Annotated in this window: 20 protein-coding genes and 1 pseudogene; 15 read left to right on the top strand and 6 right to left on the bottom strand. The window is 73.1% G+C overall.

What is annotated here, in order from left to right; translation table 11 throughout:
- Window positions 1-39 precede the first annotated feature (39 nt).
- A complete protein-coding gene (locus tag BLW57_RS10755; protein WP_306822953.1) occupies window positions 40-2,361 on the top strand; it encodes an ATP-binding SpoIIE family protein phosphatase in 2,322 nt (773 codons plus the stop codon).
- 99 nt (window positions 2,362-2,460) lie between these two features.
- A complete protein-coding gene (locus tag BLW57_RS10750) occupies window positions 2,461-3,447 on the top strand; it encodes a CHAT domain-containing protein (protein ID WP_176985538.1) in 987 nt (328 codons plus the stop codon).
- On the opposite strand, the gene BLW57_RS41335 is transcribed toward BLW57_RS10750, so the two are convergent.
- Window positions 3,411-3,581 carry a hypothetical protein gene (locus tag BLW57_RS41335; RefSeq protein WP_176985537.1) on the bottom strand — a complete coding sequence of 57 codons (171 nt, stop codon included), beginning with the start codon at window positions 3,579-3,581 and terminating at the stop codon, window positions 3,411-3,413. The two genes, BLW57_RS10750 and BLW57_RS41335, sit on opposite strands and share 37 nt — an antisense overlap.
- A gap of 94 nt (window positions 3,582-3,675) precedes the next feature.
- On the opposite strand from BLW57_RS41335, the gene BLW57_RS10745 reads away from it, so the two are divergent.
- Complete coding sequence (locus tag BLW57_RS10745) at window positions 3,676-4,068, top strand: (2Fe-2S) ferredoxin domain-containing protein (RefSeq protein WP_176985923.1); 393 nt, start codon at window positions 3,676-3,678, stop codon at window positions 4,066-4,068.
- A gap of 1,010 nt (window positions 4,069-5,078) precedes the next feature.
- On the top strand, window positions 5,079-5,792 hold the full coding sequence (locus tag BLW57_RS10740; protein ID WP_256339461.1) for a GAF and ANTAR domain-containing protein: 714 nt from the start codon (window positions 5,079-5,081) through the stop codon (window positions 5,790-5,792).
- A gap of 42 nt (window positions 5,793-5,834) precedes the next feature.
- Here the strand turns inward: BLW57_RS10740 and meaB are convergent, their stop codons facing one another.
- From meaB to BLW57_RS10720, 4 genes are all read right to left on the bottom strand, one after another.
- Window positions 5,835-6,839 (bottom strand): methylmalonyl Co-A mutase-associated GTPase MeaB, encoded by a 1,005-nt coding sequence (meaB, locus tag BLW57_RS10735; protein ID WP_093473992.1) that lies wholly within the window; start codon window positions 6,837-6,839, stop codon window positions 5,835-5,837.
- 6 nt (window positions 6,840-6,845) lie between these two features.
- A complete protein-coding gene (gene scpA / locus BLW57_RS10730) occupies window positions 6,846-9,020 on the bottom strand; it encodes a methylmalonyl-CoA mutase (RefSeq protein ID WP_093473990.1) in 2,175 nt (724 codons plus the stop codon).
- Window positions 9,020-10,837: a methylmalonyl-CoA mutase family protein gene (locus BLW57_RS10725; RefSeq protein ID WP_093473989.1), complete on the bottom strand. Its 1,818-nt coding sequence runs from the start codon at window positions 10,835-10,837 to the stop codon at window positions 9,020-9,022. Before BLW57_RS10725 ends, scpA begins: the two co-directional genes overlap by 1 nt.
- Window positions 10,838-10,930: 93 nt before the next feature.
- Window positions 10,931-11,194, bottom strand: a complete 264-nt coding sequence (locus BLW57_RS10720; RefSeq protein WP_306822954.1) for a hypothetical protein — start codon at window positions 11,192-11,194, stop codon at window positions 10,931-10,933.
- Between the two features lie 67 nt (window positions 11,195-11,261).
- On the opposite strand from BLW57_RS10720, the pseudogene BLW57_RS10715 reads away from it, so the two are divergent.
- Window positions 11,262-11,699: pseudogene (locus BLW57_RS10715) on the top strand (YceI family protein); the annotation flags it as partial.
- A 127-nt stretch (window positions 11,700-11,826) separates the two neighbouring features.
- On the opposite strand, the gene BLW57_RS10710 reads toward BLW57_RS10715, so the two are convergent.
- Window positions 11,827-13,536 (bottom strand): hypothetical protein, encoded by a 1,710-nt coding sequence (locus tag BLW57_RS10710; protein WP_093473986.1) that lies wholly within the window; start codon window positions 13,534-13,536, stop codon window positions 11,827-11,829.
- 279 nt (window positions 13,537-13,815) lie between these two features.
- Between BLW57_RS10710 and BLW57_RS10705 the strand changes: the two genes are divergently transcribed.
- The 10 genes from BLW57_RS10705 to BLW57_RS10660 all read left to right on the top strand — a co-directional run bounded on the left by BLW57_RS10705 (window position 13,816) and on the right by BLW57_RS10660 (window position 25,870).
- Entirely contained in the window at window positions 13,816-14,205 is a 390-nt protein-coding gene (locus BLW57_RS10705; protein WP_093473984.1) for a cell division protein SepF, read from the top strand.
- Between the two features lie 476 nt (window positions 14,206-14,681).
- Entirely contained in the window at window positions 14,682-15,878 is a 1,197-nt protein-coding gene (locus BLW57_RS10700) for an AAA family ATPase (protein WP_093480644.1), read from the top strand.
- Between the two features lie 203 nt (window positions 15,879-16,081).
- A complete protein-coding gene (locus BLW57_RS10695) occupies window positions 16,082-16,471 on the top strand; it encodes a nucleotide pyrophosphohydrolase (RefSeq protein WP_093473983.1) in 390 nt (129 codons plus the stop codon).
- A gap of 208 nt (window positions 16,472-16,679) precedes the next feature.
- A complete protein-coding gene (locus BLW57_RS10690; RefSeq protein ID WP_176985922.1) occupies window positions 16,680-17,171 on the top strand; it encodes a DUF6099 family protein in 492 nt (163 codons plus the stop codon).
- Between the two features lie 403 nt (window positions 17,172-17,574).
- On the top strand, window positions 17,575-18,498 hold the full coding sequence (locus BLW57_RS10685) for an LLM class F420-dependent oxidoreductase (RefSeq protein WP_093473981.1): 924 nt from the start codon (window positions 17,575-17,577) through the stop codon (window positions 18,496-18,498).
- 123 nt (window positions 18,499-18,621) lie between these two features.
- On the top strand, window positions 18,622-19,563 hold the full coding sequence (locus BLW57_RS40880) for a CbrC family protein (protein WP_093473980.1): 942 nt from the start codon (window positions 18,622-18,624) through the stop codon (window positions 19,561-19,563).
- Between the two features lie 164 nt (window positions 19,564-19,727).
- Window positions 19,728-20,657 carry a hypothetical protein gene (locus BLW57_RS10675; protein ID WP_256339460.1) on the top strand — a complete coding sequence of 310 codons (930 nt, stop codon included), beginning with the start codon at window positions 19,728-19,730 and terminating at the stop codon, window positions 20,655-20,657.
- Complete coding sequence (locus BLW57_RS42245; RefSeq protein ID WP_256339459.1) at window positions 20,654-21,763, top strand: DUF4232 domain-containing protein; 1,110 nt, start codon at window positions 20,654-20,656, stop codon at window positions 21,761-21,763. Before BLW57_RS10675 ends, BLW57_RS42245 begins: the two co-directional genes overlap by 4 nt.
- Window positions 21,764-21,848: 85 nt before the next feature.
- Window positions 21,849-23,330 carry a 3' terminal RNA ribose 2'-O-methyltransferase Hen1 gene (locus BLW57_RS10665; RefSeq protein ID WP_093473978.1) on the top strand — a complete coding sequence of 494 codons (1,482 nt, stop codon included), beginning with the start codon at window positions 21,849-21,851 and terminating at the stop codon, window positions 23,328-23,330.
- The gene (locus BLW57_RS10660) at window positions 23,327-25,870 is read left to right on the top strand and encodes a polynucleotide kinase-phosphatase (RefSeq protein ID WP_093473977.1); all 2,544 of its coding nucleotides are present in this window, start codon (window positions 23,327-23,329) and stop codon (window positions 25,868-25,870) included. The genes BLW57_RS10665 and BLW57_RS10660 overlap by 4 nt, the downstream gene beginning before the upstream one ends.
- Window positions 25,871-25,986 lie beyond the last annotated feature (116 nt).

Here is a 25,986-nt window from a genome sequence, read left to right as displayed (position 1 = left end):
GGCGGCAGGCCGCCTGCCTTCGAGGCTCTGGCCGCAGCCGTGCTCGACGATCAGGGCACGGTGGTGGGGTGGAGCGGCACAGCACAGGACCTGACAGGGTTCTGCGCCGACGAGGTCCACGGCCGCCCCGTGCAGGAACTGGTGACCGACCTCTCGCACGACCCGCGCAGCGTCACGCAATGGCCGACGACCGGCCGGGTACGACTGCGACACCGGTGCGGCAACACGATCGACGTCACCTTCCGGACCACGAGGGTGAGCGGCTCAGCGGGCGTCCTCGTGCTCGCGGCCCCCACCCATCACGTCGCCGACCACCAGCACGGCGCAGCGTTCCTGCGCGCACTGTCCGCACAGAACCGGATCACGATCGCTCTCCACGACACGGATCTCACCACAGCACAGACGAACGCCATGCCGGACAGTCCGGACGGCGGTCCCCTACAGCCTGGCGCGCGACTGGGCGACGTGCTGTGCGCCGAGGACGCCGGCAGCATCGAGGCGGTACTGCGGCAGGTGCTCGAGACGGGCGTTCCGGTGATCCACAGGAATCAGCGGGTGAGCTGGCGGCACCATCCGGCGCGGCGGCTGGCGCTGTCGCTGTCCGCCTTCCGCCTGGAGGACGCGCGAGGACGCCCCGCGGGGGTCGCAGCCCTGTACATAGACGACACCGACCAACTACGAGCCCGCCGACAGCTGGATCTCGCCCATGAGGTTGCCGAGCGCGTGGGAGGCTCCCTGGATGTCGCGCGGACCGTACAGGGCCTCGCGGACGTCCTTGTACCCGCCTTCGGTGATCTCGCCGCAGTCGACCTTGCGGAAGCCGTCTTCGACGGTGACGAACCCGCCGAGCGGAAGGGGGGAGGAGATCTGCATCTGCGCAACGCGGCCCTGGCGCCGACCACCGCGGTCTGGCCATCCGGCATCCAGCGCGGCAATCTCGTCCCACCCCTGTCCGACCACCCCCTCCTGCTCCGCTTCCAGCACGGCGAAACGGTCGTCTACGGCCGGGACGACTACGTCGCTCTGATCGGCGGCCCACAATTGGCCGAGCAGTTCCTCCCGCACGACACCCACGCGGTGATGGTGGCACCGCTGCACGCCCGCGGCCTCACCCTCGGCGCGATCGTCGTCTGGCGCACCGGCCCATCCGAACCGTTCACCGCGGACGAGGTAGATCTGATGAGGCAGATCGCCTCACGGGGAGCACTCGCCATCGACAACGCGCGCCGCTACACACGTGAACACAGAGCGGCCATGGCCCTGCAGCAAAGACTGCTTCCCCCGGCCACGACCGACACTCCAGCAGCTGAGACCGCGGGCGTCTATCTGCCCACAGGCCGTGGGGCAGGCACCAGCGGCGACTGGTACGACGCCATCCCCCTGCCCTCTCTCCGGCTGGCCCTCGTCGCCGGAGACGTGATCGGCCACGGCATGCCCGCCAGCGCCACCATGGGCCGTCTGCGCGCCGCCATCCAGACCCTCGCCGACCTCGAACTCGAACCGGACGAGCTGCTCACCCGGATCGCCGACCTGGTCCAGCGCCTCGCGGCGGAAGCACCACCCGGCGACCACGACGCCATGGGCGCCACCTGCCTGTACGCCGTCTACGACCCGGTCACCCGACGCTGCGCCATGGCCAGCGCCGGGCACCCGCCGCCCGTGCTCGTACGGCCCGACGGAAGTGCCGAAACCGTCGACCTTCTCCCGGGGCCACCCCTCGCCGTCTGCGGCCTGCCCTACGAAACAACCACCATCGACATCGAGCCCGGCAGCGTCCTCGCGCTCTACACCGACGGCCTGATCCATCGAGGCGCGCACGACGTCGGCGACGGGCTCCGGCGGCTGACCGATGCGCTCGCCATCTCCTGCCGCCCGGACCGCGCTCTGGACGACACCGGCAGGGCTCTCCTCGACGACCTGGTGGACCAAGCCCCGCGTGACGACGCGACCCTGCTGCTGGCTCGCACCCGCGCCGTACCGGCCGAGGACACCGCTCGCTGGCAGATACCGGCCGATCCCGCTGCCGTCTCCCAGGCCAGGGAATGGGCGACCCGCCAACTCACCGCATGGGGGTTGCACGACCTCCTCTTCACCACCGAACTCATCGTCAGTGAACTGGTCACCAACGCGATCCGCTACGGCCGTCCGCCGGCGGAGCTGCGACTGCTCCGCCACGGTGTTCTGGTCTGCGAGGTCACGGACTCCAACAGCGCCCAACCTCGTCTGCGCCGCGCTCGCACCACCGACGAGGGCGGACGCGGCCTGTTCCTTGTCGCCCGACTCGCCGAGCGCTGGGGCTGCCGCCATGGCCAGAACCACAAGACCATCTGGTCCGAACAACCCATCGCGCGCGCTCACTGATCACGCCCTGTGGCCACCACACTCGGGTCGTCTATCTCGAAAACCTCGAGGAAGCCCCAGGCGCGTTCCTCGGAGAGACCGAGGCGCGAGCCGGGGTGCGTGGCGAGTCCGGAGCCGGTCGACAAGGGGGCGTCGACCGGATCCGGCGGCTGTGCCACCGCGTGCGTTCCGTGGGCGGCGGCCGTGCTGGACCACGGCACGCCGGCGATCGACCGGCTCGTGATGACCACGGTGTGCGGAGCCCGCCAGCTCATCGCCGCGTCGGCCCTTCCCCGGGGCGCGGCCCGCCGGGACGCCCTCCTCGTCAACGGTCTCACCACCGAGCAGGCGGACTGGGCCGCGACGAAAACCCTGCGCGACGCCGTCTACCCGGAGGCGACCGTGGCCGCCCAGGGCGACGCGACCGGACCCGGGCTCCTGCGCGAACTCTCCGACGGCACCGGGTTCAGCGTCGTGGACATCGCCGCCCATCTCACGGCGGACGTGACCGAGTCCTGGCGCGCCCGCATCGAGCTCCCGGGCGGAGGTCTGCGCATCGACCAGATCAATGCCCTCGACCTCGCCGCACCCGTCCGTGCCGGCGGCGCCTCCCCGCGCGGGGTCTGCGTCTCGCCGGCCTGCTGCGCCAGCAACCTCAGCCTCAGCCACCCCGACGAGGGATTCACCATCGCCTCGGCGTTCCTGGCCGCCCGGGCCGGCGCGGTCATCGCCTCGCTGTGGCCGCTGACCAACGCCACCACCGGCTTCCTGATGGCGGTCTTCCACTACCACCTCGCCGCCGGCCGTGAACCCGCCGAGGCGCTCCGCCGCGCCCAGCGCTGGATGCGGGACCCCGAGCGCCGCGCCCCGGCCGGCTTCCCGGGACCGGTGGCCCGCGCCTTCGAGGACCGGGTCGCCCGTTTCGAGGCGTCCCTGCGCGGGCGGGGGCGACACCATGACGTCACCTGCGCACAGGGCGGGCGTGGTTCACATGGGCCGGTGACGGCTTCCGGACGCCGTCCCGGAAGGCCCCGGCCCGGCACCGCCGGGCCGTGCGGGACCGGGAGAACTCACTTGCCGTGGACCCGGTCGCCCGCCGTCTCGTAGCCGGAGCGGAAGGAGCCCAGCCAGTTCAGGGTCAGGGTGCACTCCGCGCGGGACAGCACCGGGGTGTAGCCGGCGTCGGTGTGCTGAGCGACGTGGGGGAAGGGGTAGACCGATCTGGGCTTCCGGTGAGCCATATGATCAAGGAGGAAGCGACCGCGTTCCGGGGGAAACCGGTGGGAGGGGTGAGGCAGCGTGCCCGAGAAGCCGGCCGAAGAGGTACCCGGCGGTGTGGCGGTGCGGGGCGCGGGCCTGGCGCCCTGCCGTGTCGTCGTGTGCCGGGACTGCTGCTGCGGCACCGCCAAGGTGGCCGGCGTCGATCACGCGGGGCAGACCGCGCGCCTGGAAGCGGAGGTGCCCCTGCGCATCTCGGCCTGCCTCGACGTGTGCGAACAGGCCAACGTCGTCGTCGTACAGCCCTCCGCCGCGGGGCGGGCCGCCGGTGCGCGGCCGGTGTGGCTGGGGCTCGTCAACGATCCCGACGCGATCGAGGACGTCATCGGCTGGGTGCACGCCGGCGGCCCGGGCGCCGCCCCCATGCCGGACATCCTCGACCTCTACACCTTCACCCCACCCCGCCTGGCCGGCACGGCATCCCGGGACGGTCGCCGCGTCGGTCCGTGACCTCGCGCGGGGCTGCACGGCACGGGGGGTCGGGTCGGCGTCGGCCTGTGGGCGGTGTGGGGACGCCGGTCCCCGGGCCGTAGGGGTGGACGGCCGCTCCGGTTCCTGAGGGGCAGAGGCGGTCGGGCCGCGGCGGCCCTGAGGGGCATGGGCGGTCGAGCCGTGTACGTCCCCGGGCGCCGGGTGGTCGAGCCGCGCCCCCCTGAGAGGCGTCGGCGTGCGCGTCTTACCCGAACCCGAGCGGCACGGACGGTCGGGCCCGCGCCGGTCCCCGAGCCGCGCCGGTTCTGAGGAGCGGAAACACCCGAGCCGCGCCAGTCGCCGAGCCGCACGGGCACCGGAACGTGTGCAGGCCGCGAGCCGCGGAGGCATGCGAGCCATACCGTCCCCGCCCGCACCGGTCCCTGAGCCGCACGGGCACAGGAGCCCGCGTAGGCGCCTGGCTGCAGAGGCAGCCGCGCAGGCACGTGAGCCGCGCGTACAGCAGAGCCGCACCGCCCCCGGCCCGCATCGGCACCGGAGCTTGCGTAGGCCCCCGGTCGCGCAGGCAGCCGAGCCGCACCGGCCCCCGCCGCACCGGCGGTCCTCACCCCGTACCGCCACCCGATCCGGCACCGATCCGGCCCCTGACTCGGCTTTCTGGGGCGGCCCCCATGCCCGAAGGTTCCCCGTGGGGCACCCGTTGTGGCCACCCGTGGCCGTGGGTGTCGTGATGCCGCCGACGGTGGCCACGACCGTCGAGCGGCCCCGAGCAGTCGGCCCGTCCACCGCCTCGTCCGCCGACGAGGTGCCCCACGCCCGCCCGAGGAGGCACCGGCACACGGAGCGGCGCGGGACGCGACGAGGTCCCCCATGCCCGCCCGGGACCCGCCGGCCACGCCCTGCGCAGCCCCGACGGAACAGGCCCTCCGGCCGCCACCGGCGCGGACGCCCCCCGATGCCCCTCCGGGATGCGATCGTGGGAAGTGGGCAGGCGGTCCGACGGGTGACGAACGCGAGGGAGGTACCTCATGCGGAACGACGGAACGGACCAGGTCGACTGGCGCGAGTTCGCCGAGCAGATGGCGACCATGGCGCGTGACCTGCTGGCGCAGGATTCGGTGACCCGGACCCTGGACCGGATCACCGCTTCCGCCGTCGAACTCGTCCCCGGCTGTGACGCGTCCGGCATCCTCATTCTGCACAGCAAGGGCGCGAAGACCCTCGCCCCGACCGAGCAACTCGTCGTCGACAGCGACCGGATCCAGACGGACCTGCGGGAAGGCCCCTGCTACGACGTGGCGAGCCGGGAGAACCCGGAGCGGGTCTTCCGCATCGAGGACTTCCGCGAGGAGCACCCCCGCTGGCCCGCCTACGTCTCTCAGGCCCGCGAACTGGGCGTGCGCAGCATGATGGGCTTCCTGCTCTTCACCAAGGACGAGGACCTGGGCGCGCTGAACCTGTACTCCCGCAGCCCGGGGGTGTTCGACAAGGCCGGCGAGACGGCCGGCTGGCTGCTCGCCTCGCACGCCGCCGTGGCCTTCTCCAGTGCCCGCACGCACGCCCAGCTTGAGCAGGCCGTCGAGACCCGGCACCTCATCGGGGAGGCCATGGGCATCCTCATGGGCTCCCACGACCTCACCGAGGACCAGGCCTTCGACGTGCTGCGCCGCTACTCCCAGGAGAACAACGTCAAGCTCCGGGAGGTGGCCCGCCGGGTCTGCGAGCACGGCGCCCCGGGCTGAGGGGCCCCTCGGACCGGGCCCCTCGGACCGGGCGCCCCGGGATCAGGCGTCCGCCGGGGGAGCCGTACGCCCCTCGAACGCCTCCAGAATGCGTTCCGCCGCCAGGGTGGCGGTCAACCGGCCCTCCCTGACCTGCCGTTCCAGCTCCGGCGCCGCCTCGCGCACCGCCGGGTCGGCGTGCAGCCGGCCCAGCACCTCGTCGCGGACCATCGACCAGGTCCAGCCGACCTGCTGCTCCCGCCGTTTGGCGGCGAGCCGCCCGGTGGAGTCCAGCAGGGTGCGGTGCTGTTCGAGGCGCTCCCAGACGGTGTCGAGGCCGGCCGACTCCCGCGCGCTGCAGTGCAGCACCGGGGGAGCCCAGAAGGCGTCCTTGCCGTGCATCAGGCGCAGCGCGCCCGCCAACTCCCGTGCGGCCGCGCGGGCGTCGCGCTCGTGCGGGCCGTCGGCCTTGTTGACGGTGATCACGTCGGCCAGTTCCAGGACGCCCTTCTTGATGCCCTGGAGCTGGTCACCGGTGCGCGCGAGCGTCAGCAGCAGGAAGGAGTCGACCATGTCGGCGACCGCGGTCTCGGACTGCCCGACGCCGACGGTCTCCACGAGGATCACGTCGTAGCCGGCCGCCTCCATGACCACCATCGACTCCCGGGTGGCCTTCGCGACCCCGCCCAGCGTGCCCGCGCTGGGGGAGGGCCGCACGAAGGCGTCCGGGTCCACCGCGAGCCGTTCCATCCGGGTCTTGTCGCCCAGGATGGAGCCGCCGGTGCGGGTGGACGACGGATCCACGGCGAGCACCGCGACCCGGTGGCCCATTGAGGTCAGCATGGTGCCGAACGCGTCGATGAAAGTCGATTTGCCGACACCCGGGACGCCGCTCACGCCGATCCGCCGCGCCCGGCCGCTGTGCGGCAGCAGCTCGGTGAGGAGCCGCTGCGCCAGCGCCCGGTGCGCGGGCCGGGTGGACTCGACGAGGGTGATGGCGCGGGCCACCAGGGCCCGCTTCCCGTCGAGCACACCCTTCACATACGTGTCGAGCTCGATCGCTGCCATCGGGCTCTACAGATCGTGGCCGAGGTCGGCCGACAGCCGCTTCACCAGGTCGTACGCTGCGTCCGGGATCACCGTCCCGGGCGGGAACACGGCCGTGGCACCCATCTCCAGGAGGGTCGGCACGTCCTGCGGCGGGATCACCCCACCGACCACGATCATGATGTCCTCCCGGCCCTCCTCGGCGAGCGCCTCGCGCAGCGCCGGGACGAGGGTGAGGTGACCGGCGGCCAGCGAGGACACGCCCACCACGTGGACGTCCGCCTCGACGGCCTGCCGGGCGACCTCCTCCGGGGTCTGGAACAGCGGGCCGACGTCCACGTCGAAGCCGAGGTCGGCGAAGCCGGTGGCGATCACCTTCTGGCCGCGGTCGTGGCCGTCCTGGCCCATCTTGGCGACCAGGATGCGTGGCCGGCGTCCCTCGGCCTCGTCGAAGGCGTCCACCAGGGCACGGGTGCGGTCCACGGACGGGGACTCCCCTGTTTCGTTGCGGTACACGCCGGAGATCGTACGAATCTGGCTCTGGTGACGGCCGTACACCTTCTCCAGGGCGTCGGAGATCTCGCCCACGGTCGCCTTGGCGCGGGCCGCGTGGACGGCCAGCTCCAGCAGATTGCCCTCGCCGTCGGCGGCCCGGGTCAGCGCGTCCAGCGCGTCCCGGCAGGCCTGCTCGTCCCGCTCCGCACGCAGCCGCCGCAGCTTCTCGATCTGCTGGGCCCGCACCGAGGAGTTGTCGACCTTGAGGACCTCGATCTGCTCGTCGCTGTCCACGCGGTACTTGTTGACGCCGATCACCGGCTGGCGCCCGGAGTCGATGCGGGCCTGGGTGCGGGCCGCCGCCTCCTCCACGCGCAGCTTGGGGATGCCGGCGTCGATGGCCTGCGCCATGCCGCCCGCCCCCTCGACCTCCTGGATGTGCGCCCAGGCCTTGCGCGCGAGGTCGTACGTCAGCCGCTCCACGTAGGCGCTGCCGCCCCAGGGGTCGATGACCCGGGTGGTGCCCGACTCCTGCTGGATGAGCAGCTGGGTGTTGCGGGCGATGCGCGCGGAGAAGTCCGTGGGCAGGGCCAGGGCCTCGTCGAGCGCGTTGGTGTGCAGCGACTGGGTGTGGCCCTGGGTCGCGGCCATCGCCTCCACGCAGGTGCGCGTGACGTTGTTGAACACGTCCTGGGCGGTCAGCGACCAGCCCGAGGTCTGCGAATGGGTGCGCAGAGAGAGGGACTTGGTGTTCTTCGGCTCGAACTGCGAGACCAGCTTGGCCCACAGCAGCCGCGCCGCGCGCAGCTTGGCGACCTCCATGAAGAAGTTCATGCCGATCGCCCAGAAGAACGACAGCCGGGGCGCGAACGCGTCCACGTCGAGACCGGCCTCGCGTCCGGCGCGGATGTACTCGACGCCGTCGGCGAGGGTGTACGCCAGCTCCAGGTCGGCCGTGGCCCCGGCCTCCTGGATGTGGTAGCCCGAGATGGAGATGGAGTTGTAGCGGGGCATCCGCTGCGAGGTGTACGCGAAGATGTCGGAGATGATCCGCATCGACGGCTTCGGCGGATAGATGTAGGTGTTGCGGACCATGAACTCCTTCAGAATGTCGTTCTGAATGGTTCCGGCCAGCTTCTCGGGCGGTACGCCCTGCTCCTCCGCCGCCACGATGTACAGCGCCAGCACCGGCAGCACGGCGCCGTTCATCGTCATCGACACGGTCATCCTGTCCAACGGGATGCCGTCGAACAGCTGCCGCATGTCGTAGATCGAGTCGATCGCCACGCCCGCCATGCCGACGTCGCCGGTGACGCGCGGGTGGTCGCTGTCGTAGCCCCGGTGCGTGGGCAGGTCGAAGGCGACCGACAGGCCCTTCTGGCCCGCCGCCAGGTTGCGCCGGTAGAAGGCGTTGGACTCCTCGGCGGTGGAGAAGCCCGCGTACTGGCGGATCGTCCAGGGCTGGTTGACGTACATCGTCGGGTACGGCCCGCGCAGGTACGGCGCCATGCCGGGGAACGTGTCCAGGAAGTCCAGGCCCTCCAGGTCGCGCCCGGTGTACAGCGGCTTGACCCCGATGCCCTCCGGGGTCTCCCACAGCGGTTCCTCACCGCCGGTCGCCCGCTTCACGGCGGCACGCCACTCCTCGGCACTGCCGTCGGCGACCGGGGTCCCCAGCTCGATGCCGGAGAAGTCGGGGATTCCCATCAGGACACTCCCATGCGGTCCAGGGTCGCGGACAGGACGTCGATGGCGTCGCAGCCCGCGAAGACGTACGAGTCGACGCCCGTGTACTCGGCCGGGCGGCCCGCGAGGAACACGTGCCGGGCACCCGCCGCGCGCAGGGACCGCGCGGTCTGCTCGGCCTGTTCGGCGTAGAGCGCGTCGCTGGAGCACAGCACGGCCTCGGTGGCGCCGCTGTCCTCGAAGCGGCCCTCGGTGACCGGCTCGATGCCGCCCGCCTGGAAGAGGTTGGCCGCGAAGGTCGAGCGCGCGGTGTACTCGGCGGCCGAGCCCAGCGCGGCGAGGAAGACGCGCGGGCGGGCGCCGGTCGCCGCGAGGTGCGCGTCCGAGCGGGCGCGCAGCTCCTCGTACGCCTCGTCCCGGCGGACCCGCGGCAGACCGCCGGACGGCTGCTCGGGCGCGGGCGCGCGCTCCACCGGCTTCTCGGCGAGGAACGGGAACTCACTGACACCGGTGATGGGTTCGCGCCGCTTGGCGAGCTTCTTGGACCGCTCCGCCCATGTCGTCGCCAGGTCCGTGCGCAGCCGGCCGGAGCGCAGTACGGCGGCCTGTCCCGCGTCGCGCTCGATCGACCGGAAGAACTCCCAGGCTGCGCCCGCGAGCTCGTCCGTCAGCCGCTCGACGTACCAGGAGCCGCCCGCCGGGTCGACGACCCGGGCCAGGTGGGACTCCTCGATCAGGATGGTGGAGGTGTTGCGGGCGATGCGGCGGGCGAAGGCGTCCGGCAGGCCCAGCGCGTGGTCGAACGGCAGCACGGTCACCGAGTCCGCGCCGCCGACCCCGGCGGCCAGTGTCGCCACCGTCGTGCGCAGCATGTTCACCCACGGGTCGCGACGGGACATCATCACCGGCGAGGTCACCGCGTGCTGCACCTGCGCGCCGGCGCCCGGTGCCCCGGACACCTCGGCGACACGCGCCCACAGCCGGCGGGCCGCGCGCAGCTTGGCGATGGTCAGGAACTGGTCGGCGGTGGCCGCGTAGCGGAACTCCAGCTGGGCAGCGGCCTGTTCGACGCCGAGTCCGGCCTCGGTCAGCTCCCGCAGGTAGGCGACAGCGGTGGCGAGCGAGGCGCCCAGCTCCTGCGCGGCCGAGCCGCCCGCCTCGTGGTACGGCAGCGCGTCCACGGTCAGCGCGCGCAGCCCCGGGTACGTCTCGGCGCAGCGTGCGGCCAGGGCGGCGAACGGCGCGAACTCCAGGGCCTCGCCGGTCCGTGCCTCGTGGCCGAGCGGGTCGGCGCCCAGGGTGCCGCGGACGGCCTTGGGGTCGACGCCCTGCTCCTCGTACAGCCTCAGCAGCGCCGCGGCGGCGGCCGCGGTGTCACGGCCCGCGTCCAGCGCGACGGGCGCCAGGTCGAGATAGACACCGTCGAGCGCACGGCCCAGCTCCGGGACCGGGATACCGCCCTCGCCCAGCACCAGCCACAGCGAGGAGACGCCGTTCTCCAGATCGGCCAGCACGGCGCTCGCCGAGCGGTCGGTGAGCACGGCGTGCCGCTGGCGCACGTCCCAGCCGCCCGTGACACCGCCCTCGGCGCGGCCGCCCCGTACGAAGGGGGCGAAGCCCGGCAGGCCGGGGTCGGGCGCGGCGTCGCGCGCGGTGTAGAGGGGCCGGGTGCGCAGCCCGTCCTCCAGCGTCGTGGACAGGGCGTCCTCAGCTGCCGCGCCCGAGACTTCCTTGCCCGACTTGCGCAGCACACCCTCGACCAGGCGTTGCCACTGCTCGTGTGTCGCGTCAGGGAACTCGGCGGCCAGTGGGAGCCCGTCGTCAGGCAGGACCGTCATGCTCGGATGCTAGGGCAGGCCGCTCAACCGAGTGCAGCGCGGGGGCTGTGAGCTTTCTCCCCTTGCGGTTGTGACCTGCGCCTCCCCGGGCCGTCACGGTCGGCTCGCGGGCCGGTCCGCCCCCTGCTCCAGGTCGGGTACGAGCGCGCACATGGCCGCGCGCTGGTCGGGGCCGACGGAGTCGGAGAGGGCCTGCCGCACGGTGCCGGCCAGCAGCGACGACGTCTCGCGCGGGCGGTCGCGCGCCCTCTCGCTGAGGGCGACCTGCACGCCCTGCTTGTCGCCGCACACGGACGTGCGGCTGACGAGGCCCGCGTGCTGGAGGCAGGCGATCTGTAGGCGAGCCGTGTCGTCCACTCTTGGATCAGCGGCTCGCGTGAAGTCATCCACAATTGGACCACTGCTGAGGAGCACCCCATGAGCGTGGGGTCTCGTCATCGTGAAGGGCGCGTTCACGGAGATCGGCGGCAGGGGCGAGGTGCGGCCCGACGGCTCGGCCACCGGCACCGTGACCCTGGGCACCGCCTCCCTGGACACCGGGAACACCAAGCAAGACACCCACCTGCGCTCGGCGGACTTCTCCGACGCCGGCGACCACCCGGAGATCACCTTCGCCGTGCAGGCCGCCGACCGCCTCGACGCTGGCGGCGTCCGCGTCACCGGCAGCCTGACCGTACGCGGCGTCACCGAGCCGGAGACCCTCACTGCGCGCCTGCTCCCGGCCGACGCCGACGCGCTCACCCTGGAGACCGAGTTCGACGTGGACCGCGCCCGGGTCGGCAGGGGCCGGAACCAGCTCGGCATGATGCGCGGCCTGACCACGGTGACGGCGAGCCTCCGCTTCACGCGCGCGGGGGGCTGACGGTACGGGCATCCACGCGCGCGGGCCTGACTCCGCTCGGTTCTTCGCGTGCGGGCCTGACCGCTCGGTCCTTCACGCGTGCGGGCCTGACCGCTCGGTCCTTCACACGAGGGGCGACCGCCCGGGCTCAGCCCCGGACGCCCAGCTCGGCTCGCCGCACGTCCCGCGTGGAGAGCGTCTGCGGGGTCCCCGTGAAGGCGCGCAGCCGCAGTCGGGTGCTCGGCTTGGCGGGCACCGCGAACCGGCCTCCGGGCGCCCACAGTTCCACCGTCGCCGTGCCGTGCGCGGGAATCGTCGCCGGGCCGCGCACGAGCGACCAGTAACGGCTCATGCCCTGGCCGGTGGTCAGCATGTAGTGCGGGGTCAGAGAGACATCACCGGTGTTGGCGACCCTCAGGGTCAGCGCGGACAGCGACCGCGCCGGGCCGCGCCGTACCGCCGCGACGTCCATCCGCAGCGGCGGCCGCCCCGACGCCGCCAGGGCGGCGCTCACCAGCGCGGGCGCCACCAGCAGCGCGGCGGCCGCGGCCAGGGCGGCCCGGCGGCGCGGGCCGGTCGCCCACCGGGGCCGCGGCCGCCACGCGCGCGAGAACTCCGGCGGCGGCACGGTGACCGCCGCCGCGAGCCACAACGGCGTCATCATCAGGTAGTAGCCGTCCTGCGAGCGGGTCGCCAGGTAGAAGGCGCACCAGGGCAGCACCGTCGCGGCCGGGCCGAGCCGCCGGACGAACAGCACGAACACCGCCAGCAACGCCGCCACCAGCAGCACGCTCGCCCTGCCGTACCAGTCCAGCCGGTCGCTGCCGTGGGTGAAGTACAGCGAGACGTCCACCAGGCCCTGGCCGTGCAGCACCGCGCCCTGCGTCAGCGGCAGGAAGATGCCCCGGAGCCAGGGGCCGGGCTCGCTCACCACGAAGTACGTGTCGAGCAGCAGCCAGGTCAGGGCCGCGATCCCGGCGATCCGCAGCACCACGCATACGGCCGCCCGCGCGCCCAGCTCGCCGCGGCGCACCGCGTACCACCCGGCCAGCAGGAACGGCGCGACGAACCAGGGGAGTTGCTGTGCGGCGCACGCGGCGCCGAGGCACGCGGCCCGCGCGACCCCCGCGGCGCCCAGCCGGCCCCGGGCGCCGAGCCGCGGCCAGCGCACCACCACCGGCACCAGCAGCACCATGCCGACGATCGCCGGGTACCCCTGCCGGGCGTACATCGGCAGGAAACCGAAGCCCAGGCACACCATCGTGGCCGCGGGGCGCCACGGTACCGGCAGCAGCCGCCACAGCACGACCGTGCCCACGAGGAGTACGGCTGTGGCCGCCGCCGTCGCCGGGGCGCCGCCGTGACCCAGCCACAGGAACGGCGCGGTGAGCAGCGGGGCGAGCGGGGGATAGCCGTAGGTGAAGTCGTACCCGCCGTCTATGGTCGCCGTCAGCGCGACGCCCTTCATGTGGAACAGCCACGGCCACGGCTGCCCGTACACGGCGTGTCCGGCGACGAGTTCGCGCGCTGCCTGGGTGGTGAGGACCGCCTCGTCGCCACCGGCGTGGTTCAGTGCCCAGGCGCACAGGGCGAGGGTGACCGCGGTCGCCAGCACCAGCAGGTCCAGACGGGCGAGCGAGCGCGTCCGGCGGACCGTCAGCGCGAGTACGCCGGTCGCCAGGATCGCGGCGTAGCAGACGGAGATGACGCCCGCGAGGACCGGCCGGTTCGTGGCCGCCTGGGTCCACACCGAGCGCGTGCCGATGAAGAGACTCACGTCGGCGAGCAGCGTCAGCACGCGATGCAATTGCGCCGGTCCCCGCGTGTCCTCCGTGAGGTCCCCCGGGGCGGCGGACACCGCCGACAGTGTCCGCCGGCCGGGTGTCACCTGCTGTGTTTCTGCCAAGTGCACGGAGCCGGACGCTAGTGGCGGCCGGTGAGCGGAGTGTCGCGGCACGTGAAGAGTCCGGTAGGAGGGCGGTAAGAAGCGGGCGTAAGCGTACAAGTGACCCGCGTCGCGCCCGGGTCGGTGCCTCCGTGTCGGTCGCGCACCGTGTCATTGTTGGGCCGAACGGGTGACTTGGAGTAAGAATTGACCGGTGCAGTCAATGAGTGCGAGTCAGGTCGGGGGGAGCCGGTGAGCCGTTACGACGTCACCGATGAACAGTGGGAAGGGCTCGCCCAGGTCGTGCCGCTGCGGGGCCGGGACGCCTGGCCGTCCGCGGTCGACCACCGCTCGCTGCCCGACTCCGAGACCGAGACCCGGCGCCGTTTCGTGGTGCTGCGCGTCAACGTCTTCGGCGACGCGCGGGAGGTCGCCGAGACGCTGATGGCCGGGGTGCCCGTGCTGCTCGACCTGTCCGGCGCGGAGGGCGATGTCGCCAAGCGCGTCCTCGACTTCAGTACGGGCGTGGTGTTCGGCCTCGGCAGCGGGATGCACCGTGTCGACCGCAACGTGTTCCTCCTCACCCCACCCGGCACGGAGGTCAGCGGGCTGATGGAGGGGGCGGGGGTCTCCGGGGGCTGAGGCCGGGCCGCGGGTGCTCCTGGGGGGTGTCCCCGGCGACCGGCCTCCGGCCGGTGCGGATCTTGCCGGCCGGCCCTCGGTCGCGGCTGCACCCGGTATCCGGCCTGCGGCCGATGTCGTTCCCGGGGCCGATCTCGGGCCGCGGCTGCATCCGGTAACTGGTCCCCAGCTGCACTGTTCCCGGCGGTCGGCCTCGGGCTGCGGACCCGGCATCTGGCCTCGGGCTGTGGCCGTTCCCGGCGGTCGGCCTCGGGCCGCGTACCCGGCATCTGGCCTCGGGCTGTGGCCGTTCCCGGCGGCCGGCCTCGGGCCGCGAGTGCTGTCGGGCCCGATCCCCATCGCGGCTGTTCACCGTGGCTCTTCGGCCGGTGTTCGTCATACCGGTGTCCCGTTGCGGCCCCGGCCCGTCCCTCGATCGTAGGAAGGTGCGGAGGGCCAAACGGTTCGCCGCCGGAGCGGAGGCCTACGGTCCGCTCATGGCCGTGCCTTCCGTGTACGCCGGGCCTCCGGCGGCCGACGAATCCGCTGCGACCGTCCCCGCGCAGTCCCGCAGACCCCCCGACGGGCGTGCCCGCGTCACCGAGTTGCGGCTGTCGGCCTTCGCCGGGCACCGGCGGGCCGGGTTCCCGCTGGGCCCCGTCACCCTGTTCGCGGGACCCAGCGGCGCGGGCAAGACGACGGCGCTCGCCGCCTTCGAGGCGCTCGCCCGGCTCGGCGGCGGCGCCACACTCCGGGAGGCGTTCCCCGACCCGGCCGCCTGCGTGCCGGAACGGGCGCGCCCCGACGCCGGCGGGCGGCGCGGGTTCCGCATCGGGTGCACCGCCGACGGCGCCGAGGGACCGGTCCGGCTGGACCTCGCCGTACAGGCCGAACCGGAGCCGCGTGTCGTCGGCGAGCGGCTGACCGCGGACGGCATCGTCCTGCTGGAGACCGCCCTGCGCGATCCGGCGCGCCGGACCGTGCAGGCGGCCTGGCACACCGCGGGCTCCGCCCTCGTGACCCGCGCCCCGTTCCCCGACGACCGCCTCGGCACCGCCCTGCTGCCGCTGCGCGTGGCCGGCAAGACCGACGGGCAGCGCCGGGTCCTCGCCGCGGCCGAGCAGATGGTCGTCGCCCTGCGCTCCGTCTTCTCCTGCGACCCCCGTCCGGACTGCATGCGGACCCCCGTCCCCACGGGTTCCGGCCGGCTGCTGGCCGGCTGCGACAACCTGGCCGACGTCCTGTGGCGCACCCGCGCGGAGTGCTCGCGCCGGCACGGTCTGCTGGTCGAGGCGGTGCGGGCGGGCTGCGCCGCTCCGGTGACCGACCTGCTCGCCCAGCCACTGAGCGACGGGACGGTACGGGCGCTGCTCGACCGCGGCGACGGCTACCGCACCGAACTCGCCCGGCTCGGCGACGGCGAACTGCGCTACCTCGCGCTGACCCTGGTCCTGCTGACCGGGCCCGGCGTCCTCGACGTGGACGCCCCCGGCGAGGTTCCCGACGCCCTGCGCAGCCTCACCGTCCTCGCCGACGGTTTCGACCGCGCCCTCGACCCGGTCCAGCGCCGCCAATTGCTCGCGACGGCGGCCCGGATGGGCGAGCGCGGGCACATCCGCTGCGTCGCCGCGGTGAACGACACCTCGTGGACCGCGGGGGTCGAGGGCGTCACGGTCGTAGACCTGGAGCCCTGACCGAACTCCCCTGAACCTCGCCCCGGCGGCGGGGGCTCGTCCGGGACCGCCGGTGCCGAGGGCCCGGACGGGCGGGGTGAGTTCAACCGGCACGCGACCGGGCAGCACGAACGCCGTGCGGTCCCGGCGCGGCGCCGTTCACCGGCGGCCTGGGCCGATCGGGCGGTCCGGACCGGCGGTGTCGCAGTGGTACACCTGGAGCCGTGACCGAACCCCTCGACCTCGCCCGACTGCAGCGCCGGCTCGCCGAGTTCGCCGCCGCGCGGAACTGGCAGCGCTACCACACGCCGAAGAACCTCGTCTCCGCCCTGTCGGTGGAAGCCTCCGAACTGGTCGAGATCTTCCAGTGGCTGACCCCTGAGGAGTCCGCCCGCGTGATGGACGACCCCGAGCGCGCCCCCCGGGTCACCGACGAGGTCGCCGACGTGCTCGCCTACCTGCTCCAGTTCTGCGAGGTCCTCGGCATCGACCCGCTGACCGCCCTGGACGCCAAGATCGACCGCAATGAACACCGGTTCCCGGTACCGGGCCAGGACGGCCCCGGGCCGGACGCCCCCGGCCAGAACGCCCTCGGCCCGGACGAACGCACCTGAAGGCGCCCCCCGGAACCGCTCGGCCGACGGGCGGACCCTGAAACTCCGTTATCACCCTGCGTAGTCGAAATGCCTGTCGAATCCGAATTGTTGTCCACAGATTTCGGCCTTCCTCTGGCTTTTCGCCTCAGGGGCCCTCACGCTGGGTAGTGAACAAGGGAGTTCACGCAGACGTGTGAGCGCGCACGCGGACGGACGGGGGCAACGGATGGAAGCGGTACGGCTCATCCTCACGAGCAGGCGTGCCCTCCTGGGCGGCGCCGACGCGGCCGAGATGCTGGCCGAGGTGTGGCAGGCGCAGGCGCTGGCCCAGGCGATCGGCAGCCGCCTCGCGGTCTCCGGCCCGCCCGAGCTGCGCGGCGAGGCGCTGGGGCTGACCGAGTTGGCGGGCCGGGGCTGCGGAGTCCTGGATCCGCCCGAAATCGACCCGAAGGATCTGCGCGCCGCCCAGCTCACGGCACTGGACGACGCCCGCGAGACCCTTCTCTGCCTCGGCAGCCTGCTCGGCGAGGTCGGCATGGCCCTGGTCGGCATGGCGAGCGCGGCGGCCGACGAGACGACGTACTGGCAGTGCATGGAGGCCATCGACGCGGCCGACGAGTCCCGCGACCGCGTCCTGGAGATGCTGCGCAAGCTGGCGGCCCGGGAGGAGATGCTCCCGGAAAACGGAAGCGAGAGCAGTCCTTCCGGCGCGCTGTGAGACGAGGCGATCGCGGCAGTCGGCGGGGCCGGCCGGTGAAGACGGGGTGAGGCGCCCGGGCGACGGCCCCGGAAGCGGCGGTCGGTCCAGCTCGCCTTCCCCGGGAATCCCCTGACCGGCATGCTCCGCCGGCGCCGACAGGTCCGCGTTCAGCGTGGCCGTCAGCTCCTCCGTCCGCTCCCGCAGCCCCTTCGGCCGACCGGCGCGGCCCACCTGCCGGGGGGACCGACTCTTCGGACACGACGGCCTCCTCGGCCCCGGCCCGGCCGACGATCACCTGCGGGTCCGGTCACCGGCCCGCGAGGCCGCCCCCGCGCGAGGTGGCCGGTTTTCACCCGACCGTGAACGGCCGTGCCGGACGGTGCCGGCGATGTCGACGGGGGCCGGCGTGCAGGATAGATGTATGGACCTTCGAATCTTCACCGAGCCCCAGCAGGGGGCCACGTACGACACCTTGCTCACCGTCGCCAAGGCCACCGAGGACCTCGGTTTCGACGCCTTCTTCCGCTCCGACCACTATCTGCGCATGGGCGGCGCGGACGGCCTGCCCGGCCCCACGGACGCCTGGATCACGCTGGCCGGCCTGGCCCGCGAGACCAAGCGGATCCGCCTCGGCACCCTGATGACGGCCGGCACCTTCCGCCTGCCCGGCGTGCTCGCCATCCAGGTCGCCCAGGTCGACCGGATGTCCGGCGGCCGGGTGGAGCTGGGCCTCGGCGCGGGCTGGTTCGAGGAGGAGCACAAGGCGTACGGCATCCCCTTCCCCAAGGAGAAGTTCGCGCGGCTGGAGGAGCAGCTGGCGATCGTCACCGGGCTGTGGGCCACGGAGGTCGGCAAGACCTTCGACTTCCACGGCACGTACTACGACCTCACCGACTCGCCCGCGCTGCCCAAGCCGGCCCAGCGGAAGGTGCCGGTGCTCATCGGCGGTCACGGCGCGACCCGTACCCCACGGCTCGCCGCCCGGTACGCCGACGAGTTCAACATCCCCTTCGCCTCCGTCGAGGACAGCGAGCGGCAGTTCGGCCGGGTCCGTTCCGCCGCGCAGGAGGCGGGCCGTGCAGGGGACGACCTGACGTACTCCAACGCGCTCGTGGTCTGTGTCGGCAAGGACGACCAGGAGGTCGCCCGCCGCGCCGCAGCGATCGGCCGCGAGGTCGACGAGCTGAAGGCCAACGGGCTGGCCGGTTCCCCGGCCGAGGTCGTCGACCGGATCGGCCGGTACGCCGAGATCGGCTCCCGGCGGATCTACCTCCAGATCCTGGACCTGCACGACCTCGACCACCTGGAACTGATCTCCACCGAGGTCCAGTCGCAGCTGTCGTAGCCGGCGGGCGGGTTCGCACGGGGTGCCGTGACGAACCCGCCCCCGCCTTCCCCGACCGGCTCCACCCCCTGGTCCAGGGCCGGCGAGCCCCGGTTGTCAGTGCCTCGTGGTGCAGTGGTCCCCATGGGATTCGCGATCCGCGTCTACAAGTTCCGCGAGGGGGAGGTCGTCCCCGTCGACGCCTCGGTGGTGCGGGAGGTGCTGGAGCCGTACGCGCCCTACGACGTGCCGGACGGGCAGTCCGTCGAATGGGTGCGGGCGGCCGACGGCAGTGAGGCCGATGTGCACCTGGACCACGGGGTGGCGTTCGACCGGCCGGGCCCCGGCGTGCTGGACCCGATCGCCGAGGTGGCCCGCCGGACCCGTGCCGCCGTGCTGCTGTTCGGGGACCCGGCCGCGGCGATCGTGACCTGCGAGGAGGACCGGGCGCACCTGCCGGAGGATCTCCGTGAGGTCGCCGTCGTCGCCCCGTCCTCCGTCCTGACCGGCGCGACGATCCAACAGGTCATCAGGCCGCGGCCGGAGCCTCGCCCGAGACCCGCGCTGCCGCCGTTCCCCTACCATCCGGATCCGGTCGCCACCGGCTCGGTGACCGCCGCCGCCGAGACCTGCGTGTGCTGCGGCTACGACCAGGGCTGGATCTGCACCGGACCGGTGTACGGCGCGGACGTACCCGACGGCCGCGTCTGCCCGTACTGCGTCGCGTTCGGCACCGCCGCCGAGCGGTACGGCGCGTTCTTCAACGAGGTCGAGGCGCGCCGGATGCCCGACGACGTGGCCCGGCGGATCCGCGAACGCACCCCGAACTTCGCCACTTGGCAGGACTGGGACTGGCCTGCGCACTGCGGCGACGGCGGGGTGTTCCTCGGCGCGGTCGGCGCGGAGGAACTGCGGTCCCACCCGCAGGCACTCGACCACCTGCGCCGCCAGTGCGCCGAGTGGGGCTGGGGGCCGGAAACCACCGAGGGGTTCGTCGGCGCCCTCGACAAGGACGGGGGGCAGACCGCCTACCTCTTCCGATGCCGTGTCTGCGACACCCACTTCGCGCACGCCGACTTCACCTGACCCGTCGCCCGGTGGGCGGCGCACCCCGGCAGCACGGCTCTCCCGCGAACTCCCCTGCCGGAACACCGGCCCATGTGTCGTACTTGTGTTCCCGTTGTGCCGGAACTGTGGGCTCCATCACAGCGCACCTGGTCCGGGCCTGGTCGGATGATCAGGTGCGCAAAGTGCTCCCTCTCACCCTCACCGGCCTGCTGGCCCTGTCGGCCTGCCAGTTGGCCGGCCAGGACGATTCGGCGGGCGAGGCCCACCGCCTCAACGCCATGCAGTCGTTCCCGCTGCACGCCTACATCCCGGACCCCGCGTCGGACGGCGGGAAGTCCATCGGCAAGGCGCAGTGGATCCTCGCGAAGCAGTGCATGGTCCGGCTCGACTTCTCCGGCTTCAGGACACTCCAGACCAGGACCGTGGAGTCGACGTACCCGGTCCGCCAGGGAACGCTCGCGGGCGGCGACCGGGCCGGTGACGACAGCCCCTACGGGGTCGACGATCCCGAGCTGGCCGCCGAGCACGGCTACCACAACCGGCGGACGGACGACTCCTCCCAGCCGATGGAGTGGCCGGCCGACCAGTACGTCGCGCTGACCGGCTCCTTCGGCTCCGGCGACAGCCGCTCCGTCCACGGGCACGCCATCCCCGAGGGCGGCTGCCTGGGGCAGGCCACCCGCAGGATCTACGGCGCCCCGCCGAAGCCGACGAAGGTCAACGGCGTGAAGCTCAGCGGCTACTACTCGCTCGCCCTCGAACTCTGGTACGAGTCTCACAAGAAGGCGCGGAAGGATCCTGACTGGAAGAAGGCCGACCGCGACTGGTCGGCGTGCATGAAGAAGGAGGGGTTCCACTACCCCGACCCGGACAAGGCCTCTCTCGACTCGGCCTGGTTCCGCGGCGGAGGGCCGTCGGGCAAGGAGAAGAAGACCGCGGCCGCCGACGCGCGGTGCAAGCTCGACACCGACTACATCGCCACCGTGCACGCCATCGAGTCCGGCGCGCAGAAGACCGTCATCCGTCGGCACAAGAAGGACCTGGACGCCATGCGCGCGGCGGACGAGCGGGCCGTCGGCAACGCCCGCACCATCATCGGCAAGCAGGCGTGAGCGGGGCGGTGCCCGCCTGGGGAGCCGCGGCCGCCGTCGCCGTGACGGCGGTTCTCCTCCTCACCGGCTGCGGCTCGAAGCAGGCCGGCCCCGCCGCCGGTGGAACCCGCACCGGCGGCGGCCCGCGGTCCGTCACCGCCGACCCGCTCTGCCCGTCCGGCGCACCCCGGTACGCCGCCGCCCCGACGGACGGCCCCTCCGCGAGCACCGCCCCCCGCCCGCCCCGGACCACCCCGGCCTCTCCGACGTCACGGAAGTCGCTTCCGCTCCCGACCGGCACCGCGGCCGCCAGGGACGGCGTGCGCATCACCGCCCTCACCGCCCTCACCGACGGCTCAGGCCACGACCGCCGGTCCGGCGACGACGAACGCTCCCGCTCCGGCGACCGCCGGGGCTGTACACCCGCCCGCTTCTCCGCCGACTTCACCGTCACCAACCACCACCCCTCGGCGATGACCTACACGGTCACCCTCGGCTTCCTGTCCGCCTCCGGAGGCGCCGTCGGCACCGCGGAGCAGACCGTCGCCGGCGTCCGGCCGGGGCGGACGGTGCGGAGCACCGCCGAACTCGGGGCCATGCCCGGCAACCCCCCGGCCGTGGCCGGCGTGTCGATCATGAAGGTCAGGGGTGTCCCCGCCGCGGAGGCCCCCGCGAACGGAGCCGGACCGTGCCCCGCCTCCGGAGTGCGCCTGTACGCCGACCAGGGTGACGCCGCCATGGGGCTGCGCGTGGTGGGCCTCCACCTGGAGAACTGCGGCACCGGTACTTACCGCCTCGACGGCCGCCCCAGGCTCCAGATCCTCGACGCGGACCGAGAACCGGTCACCGGCGTGCGCATCGTCCGCGGCGAGGACATCGCGACCGGCACCGGCGCCGACGGCACCCCCCGGCCACTCGCCCTCCGCCCCGGCGAGCGCGCCCACGCCGTCCTCACCTGGCGCAACACGACCCAGGCCGGCACCGCCGTCGACGCGCCCTACGTACGTGTGTGGGCCGAGCCGGGCGCCCGGCCGGTGCTGGTGACCCCGGAGCTCGACCTCGGCACCACGGGGAAACTCGGCGTCGGCCCGTGGAAGAAGGAGGAGGAGGAGGACACCGGCCGCTGACCGACACCGCACCCCGGGAAGAAATCAGTGGGCCGCACGCGAAAACCGGTGGTCAACGGGTTCGGAGGCCGGGAGACTCGGTCATGTGTTCCTGACGATCTCCATGCGCGGCGACGCCGCCCAGCCGGCCACCGACCTCGGGTTCCTGCTGCACAAGCACCCGGACAAGGTCCAGCAGTTCTCCACCTCCTACGGCACCGCCCACGTGTTCTACCCCGAGGCGGACGAACGGCACTGCACGGCCGCGCTGCTGCTGGAGACCGACCCCGTGACGCTGGTCCGGCGGGGGAAGGGCAAGGGCCGCGGGGGCGCGCCCGACGCGGCGCTCGCCCAGTACGTCAACGACCGTCCCTACGCGGCCTCCTCGCTGCTCGCGGTCGCGCTGAGCAGCGTGTTCTCCAGCGCCATGAAGGGCACCTGCCACGCCAGGCCCGAACTGCCGGGGCGGCCCCGGCCGCTGCGCGTCGAGGTGCCCGCACTGCCCGCCCGCGGCGGACCGGAGCTCGTACGGAACCTCTTCGAGCCGCTGGGCTGGAAGGTGGGCGCCGAACCGGTCCCGCTGGACACGCGGTTCCCCGAGTGGGGCGACTCTCGGTACGTGCGCCTCGTCCTGGAGTCCGGGACGCTGACCGTCGCCGAGGCGCTGCGCCACCTCTACGTGCTGCTCCCCGTCCTCGACGACGCCAAGCACTACTGGGTCGCCTCCGACGAGGTCGACAAGCTGCTGCGCGCCGGTGAGGGCTGGCTGCCCGAGCACCCCGAACAGAAGCTGATCACCAGCCGCTACCTCTCGCGCCGCTGGTCGCTGACCCGGGAGGCGATGGAGCGGCTGGAACTGGTGCGGCTCGCGGAGGCGGACGACAGCGAGGTCGAGGACATCGACAACGCCGTCGAGGCGGAGACCATGGCGGAGGACAAGCCGACCCCGCTCGCCGTGCAGCGGCGGGACGCGATCATCGCGGCACTGCACACGGCCGGCGCGGCCCGGGTCCTCGACCTCGGCTGTGGACAGGGCCAGCTGGTGCAGGCGCTGCTCAGGGACGTCCGGTTCACCGAGATCGTCGGCGTCGACGTGTCGATGCGGGCCCTGACCATCGCCTCCCGGCGGCTGAAGCTGGACCGCATGGGGGAGCGGCAGGCCTCGCGTGTCCAGCTCTTCCAGGGCTCGCTCGCGTACACCGACAACCGGCTCAAGGGCTACGACGCCGCCGTGCTCAGCGAGGTCGTCGAGCACCTCGACCTGCCGAGGCTGCCCGCCCTGGAGTACGCCGTGTTCGGGCACGCCCGCCCGCGCGCGGTCCTCGTCACCACCCCGAACGTCGAGTACAACGTCCGCTGGGAATCCCTCCCGGCCGGCCATGTCCGGCACGGCGACCACCGGTTCGAGTGGACCCGCGAGGAGTTCCGCACCTGGGCGCGGACCGTGGCCGAACGGCACGGGTACACCGTGGAGTTCGTACCGGTGGGGCTCGACGACCCGGAGGTCGGACCGCCCACTCAGATGGCCGTGTTCACCGAGAAGACCGAGAAGACCGAGAAGACCGAGAAGGAGGCGACGGCGGCATGACCGGCACACAGCACCAGGGGCGGGTCCTCCCCGTCACCGACCTCTCCCTCGTCGTCCTCGTCGGCGCCTCCGGCTCCGGCAAGTCGACCTTCGCCCGCCGGAACTTCAAGCCGACCGAGGTGATCTCGTCCGACTTCTGCCGCGGCCTGGTCTCGGACGACGAGAACGACCAGAGCGCGACACGCGACGCCTTCGACGTCCTGCACTACATCGCGGGCAAGCGACTGGCCGCCGGCCGGCGCACGGTCGTCGACGCCACCAGCGTGCAGTCGGACGCCCGCAAGCAGCTCGTCGAGCTGGCCAGGCGGTACGACGTGCTGCCCATCGCCATCGTGCTGGACATGCCCGAGGAGGTGTGCGCCGAGCGCAACGCGGCCCGCACCGACCGCGCCGACATGCCCCGCCGGGTCATCCAGCGGCACATCCGCGAACTGCGGCGCTCCCTGCGGCACCTGGAGCGCGAGGGCTTCCGCAAGGTGCACGTGCTGCGCGGTCCGGAAGAGGCCGAGCACGCCACCGTCGTCACCGAGAAGCGCTTCAACGACCTGACCCACCTCACCGGCCCCTTCGACATCGTCGGCGACATCCACGGCTGCGCCTTTGAACTGGAGGCGCTGCTGACCAAGCTGGGGTACATGGACGGCGTGCACCCCGAGGGCCGGACCGCCGTGTTCGTCGGCGACCTCGTCGACCGCGGCCCGGACACCCCGGGCGTGCTGCGCCGGGTGATGTCGATGGTGAAGTCGGGCGACGCGCTGTGCGTGCCGGGCAACCACGAGAACAAGTACGGCCGTCACCTCAAGGGCCGCAAGGTCCAGCACACCCACGGGCTCGCCGAGACCGTCGCGCAGATGGAGGGCGAGAGCGAGGAGTTCAAGGCCGAGGTCCGCGCCTTCCTCGACGGGCTGGTCAGCCACTACGTCCTCGACGGCGGACGGCTCGTCGTCTGCCACGCCGGACTGCCCGAGAAGTACCACGGCCGCACCTCCGGCCGGGTCCGCTCGCACGCCCTGTACGGCGAGACGACCGGCGAGACGGACGAGTTCGGGCTGCCGGTGCGCTACCCGTGGGCCGAGGACTACCGCGGCCGGGCCGCCGTCGTCTACGGCCACACACCCGTCCCCGAGGCCACCTGGCTCAACAACACCATCTGCCTGGACACCGGCGCCGTCTTCGGCGGCAAGCTGACCGCACTGCGCTGGCCGGAGCGCGAGCTGGTCGACGTACCGGCCGAGCGGGTCTGGTACGAACCGGCGAGGCCGCTGCGCTCCGAGGCACCCGGCGGGCACGACGGACGCCCGCTGGCCCTGGCCGACGTGCACGGCCGCCGGGCCGTGGAGACCAGGCACGCCGGGATGGTGGCGGTCCGTGAGGAGAACGCGGCGGCGGCCCTGGAGGTCATGAGCCGCTTCGCGATCGACCCGCGCCTGCTGCCGTACCTGCCGCCGACCATGGCGCCGACCGCGACCTCGCAGGCCGACGGCTATCTGGAGCACCCGGAGGAGGCCTTCGCGAGCTACGCCCAGGACGGGGTGGCCCGGGTCGTGTGCGAGGAGAAGCACATGGGCTCCCGGGCCGTGGCCCTGGTGTGCCGGGACGCGGAGGCGGCCCGGCGGCGGTTCGGCGTCGACGGCCCGACGGGCTCCCTGTACACGCGCACCGGGCGTCCCTTCTTCGGTGACGAGTCGGTGACCGAGGAGATCCTCGGCCGCCTCCGTACGGCGGTCGGCGAGGCCGGACTGTGGGACGAACTCGCCACCGACTGGCTGCTGCTGGACGCCGAGCTGCTGCCGTGGTCGCTCAAGGCGTCCGGGCTGCTGCGCAGCCAGTACGCGGCCGTCGGCGCCGCCTCGGGGGCCGTGTTCCCGGGCGCGCTCGCCGCACTGGAGGGTGCCGCGGCACGCGGTGTCGAGGTGACCGGCCTGCTGGCCCACCAGCGGGAACGCGCAGCCGATGCGGCCGCGTTCACCGACGCCTACCGCCGTTACTGCTGGACGACCGAGGGCCTGGACGGCGTGCGCCTCGCACCCTTCCAGATCCTGGCGGTCCAGGGCCGCAGCCTCGCCGCTCTGCCGCACGACGAGCAGCTCGCCCTGCTCGACCGGCTCGTCGAGCACGACGGCAGCGGCCTGCTGCGGACCACCCGGCGGCTGTACGTCGACACCGGCGACCCGGAGTCGGTGCGCGCGGGCGTGGACTGGTGGCTGGAGATGACCGGCCGCGGCGGCGAGGGCATGGTCGTCAAGCCGGCCGGCGCGCTGGTCCGGAACCCGGAGGGCCGGCTGGTGCAGCCCGGCATCAAGTGCCGGGGCCGTGAGTACCTGCGGATCATCTACGGTCCCGAGTACACCCGGCCGGACAACCTCGCCCGGCTCCGGCACCGGTTCCTGAACCACAAGCGGTCCCTCGCCCTGCGCGAGTACGCCCTCGGCCTGGAGGCCCTGGACCGCCTCGCCGACGGAGAACCGCTGTGGCGCGTCCACGAGGCGGTGTTCGGGGTCCTGGCCCTGGAGTCGGAACCGGTGGACCCGCGTCTCTAGGCCCCGCCCGGCACCCCGCCGTCACAGAACGCCCTTGTGTCCCGCACACCTTCGTCCATATGGTGGACGGCCGTGCGGCGCAAGGGTGTTCGCACGGCTGCGAGGGGGAGTCGAGA

This window comes from Streptomyces sp. 1222.5, from assembly GCF_900105245.1.
GTDB lineage: Bacteria > Actinomycetota > Actinomycetes > Streptomycetales > Streptomycetaceae > Streptomyces > Streptomyces albidocamelliae.
Note: the sequence above shows the minus strand (reverse complement) of the source record. Positions and strands in the feature narration are given on the sequence as shown.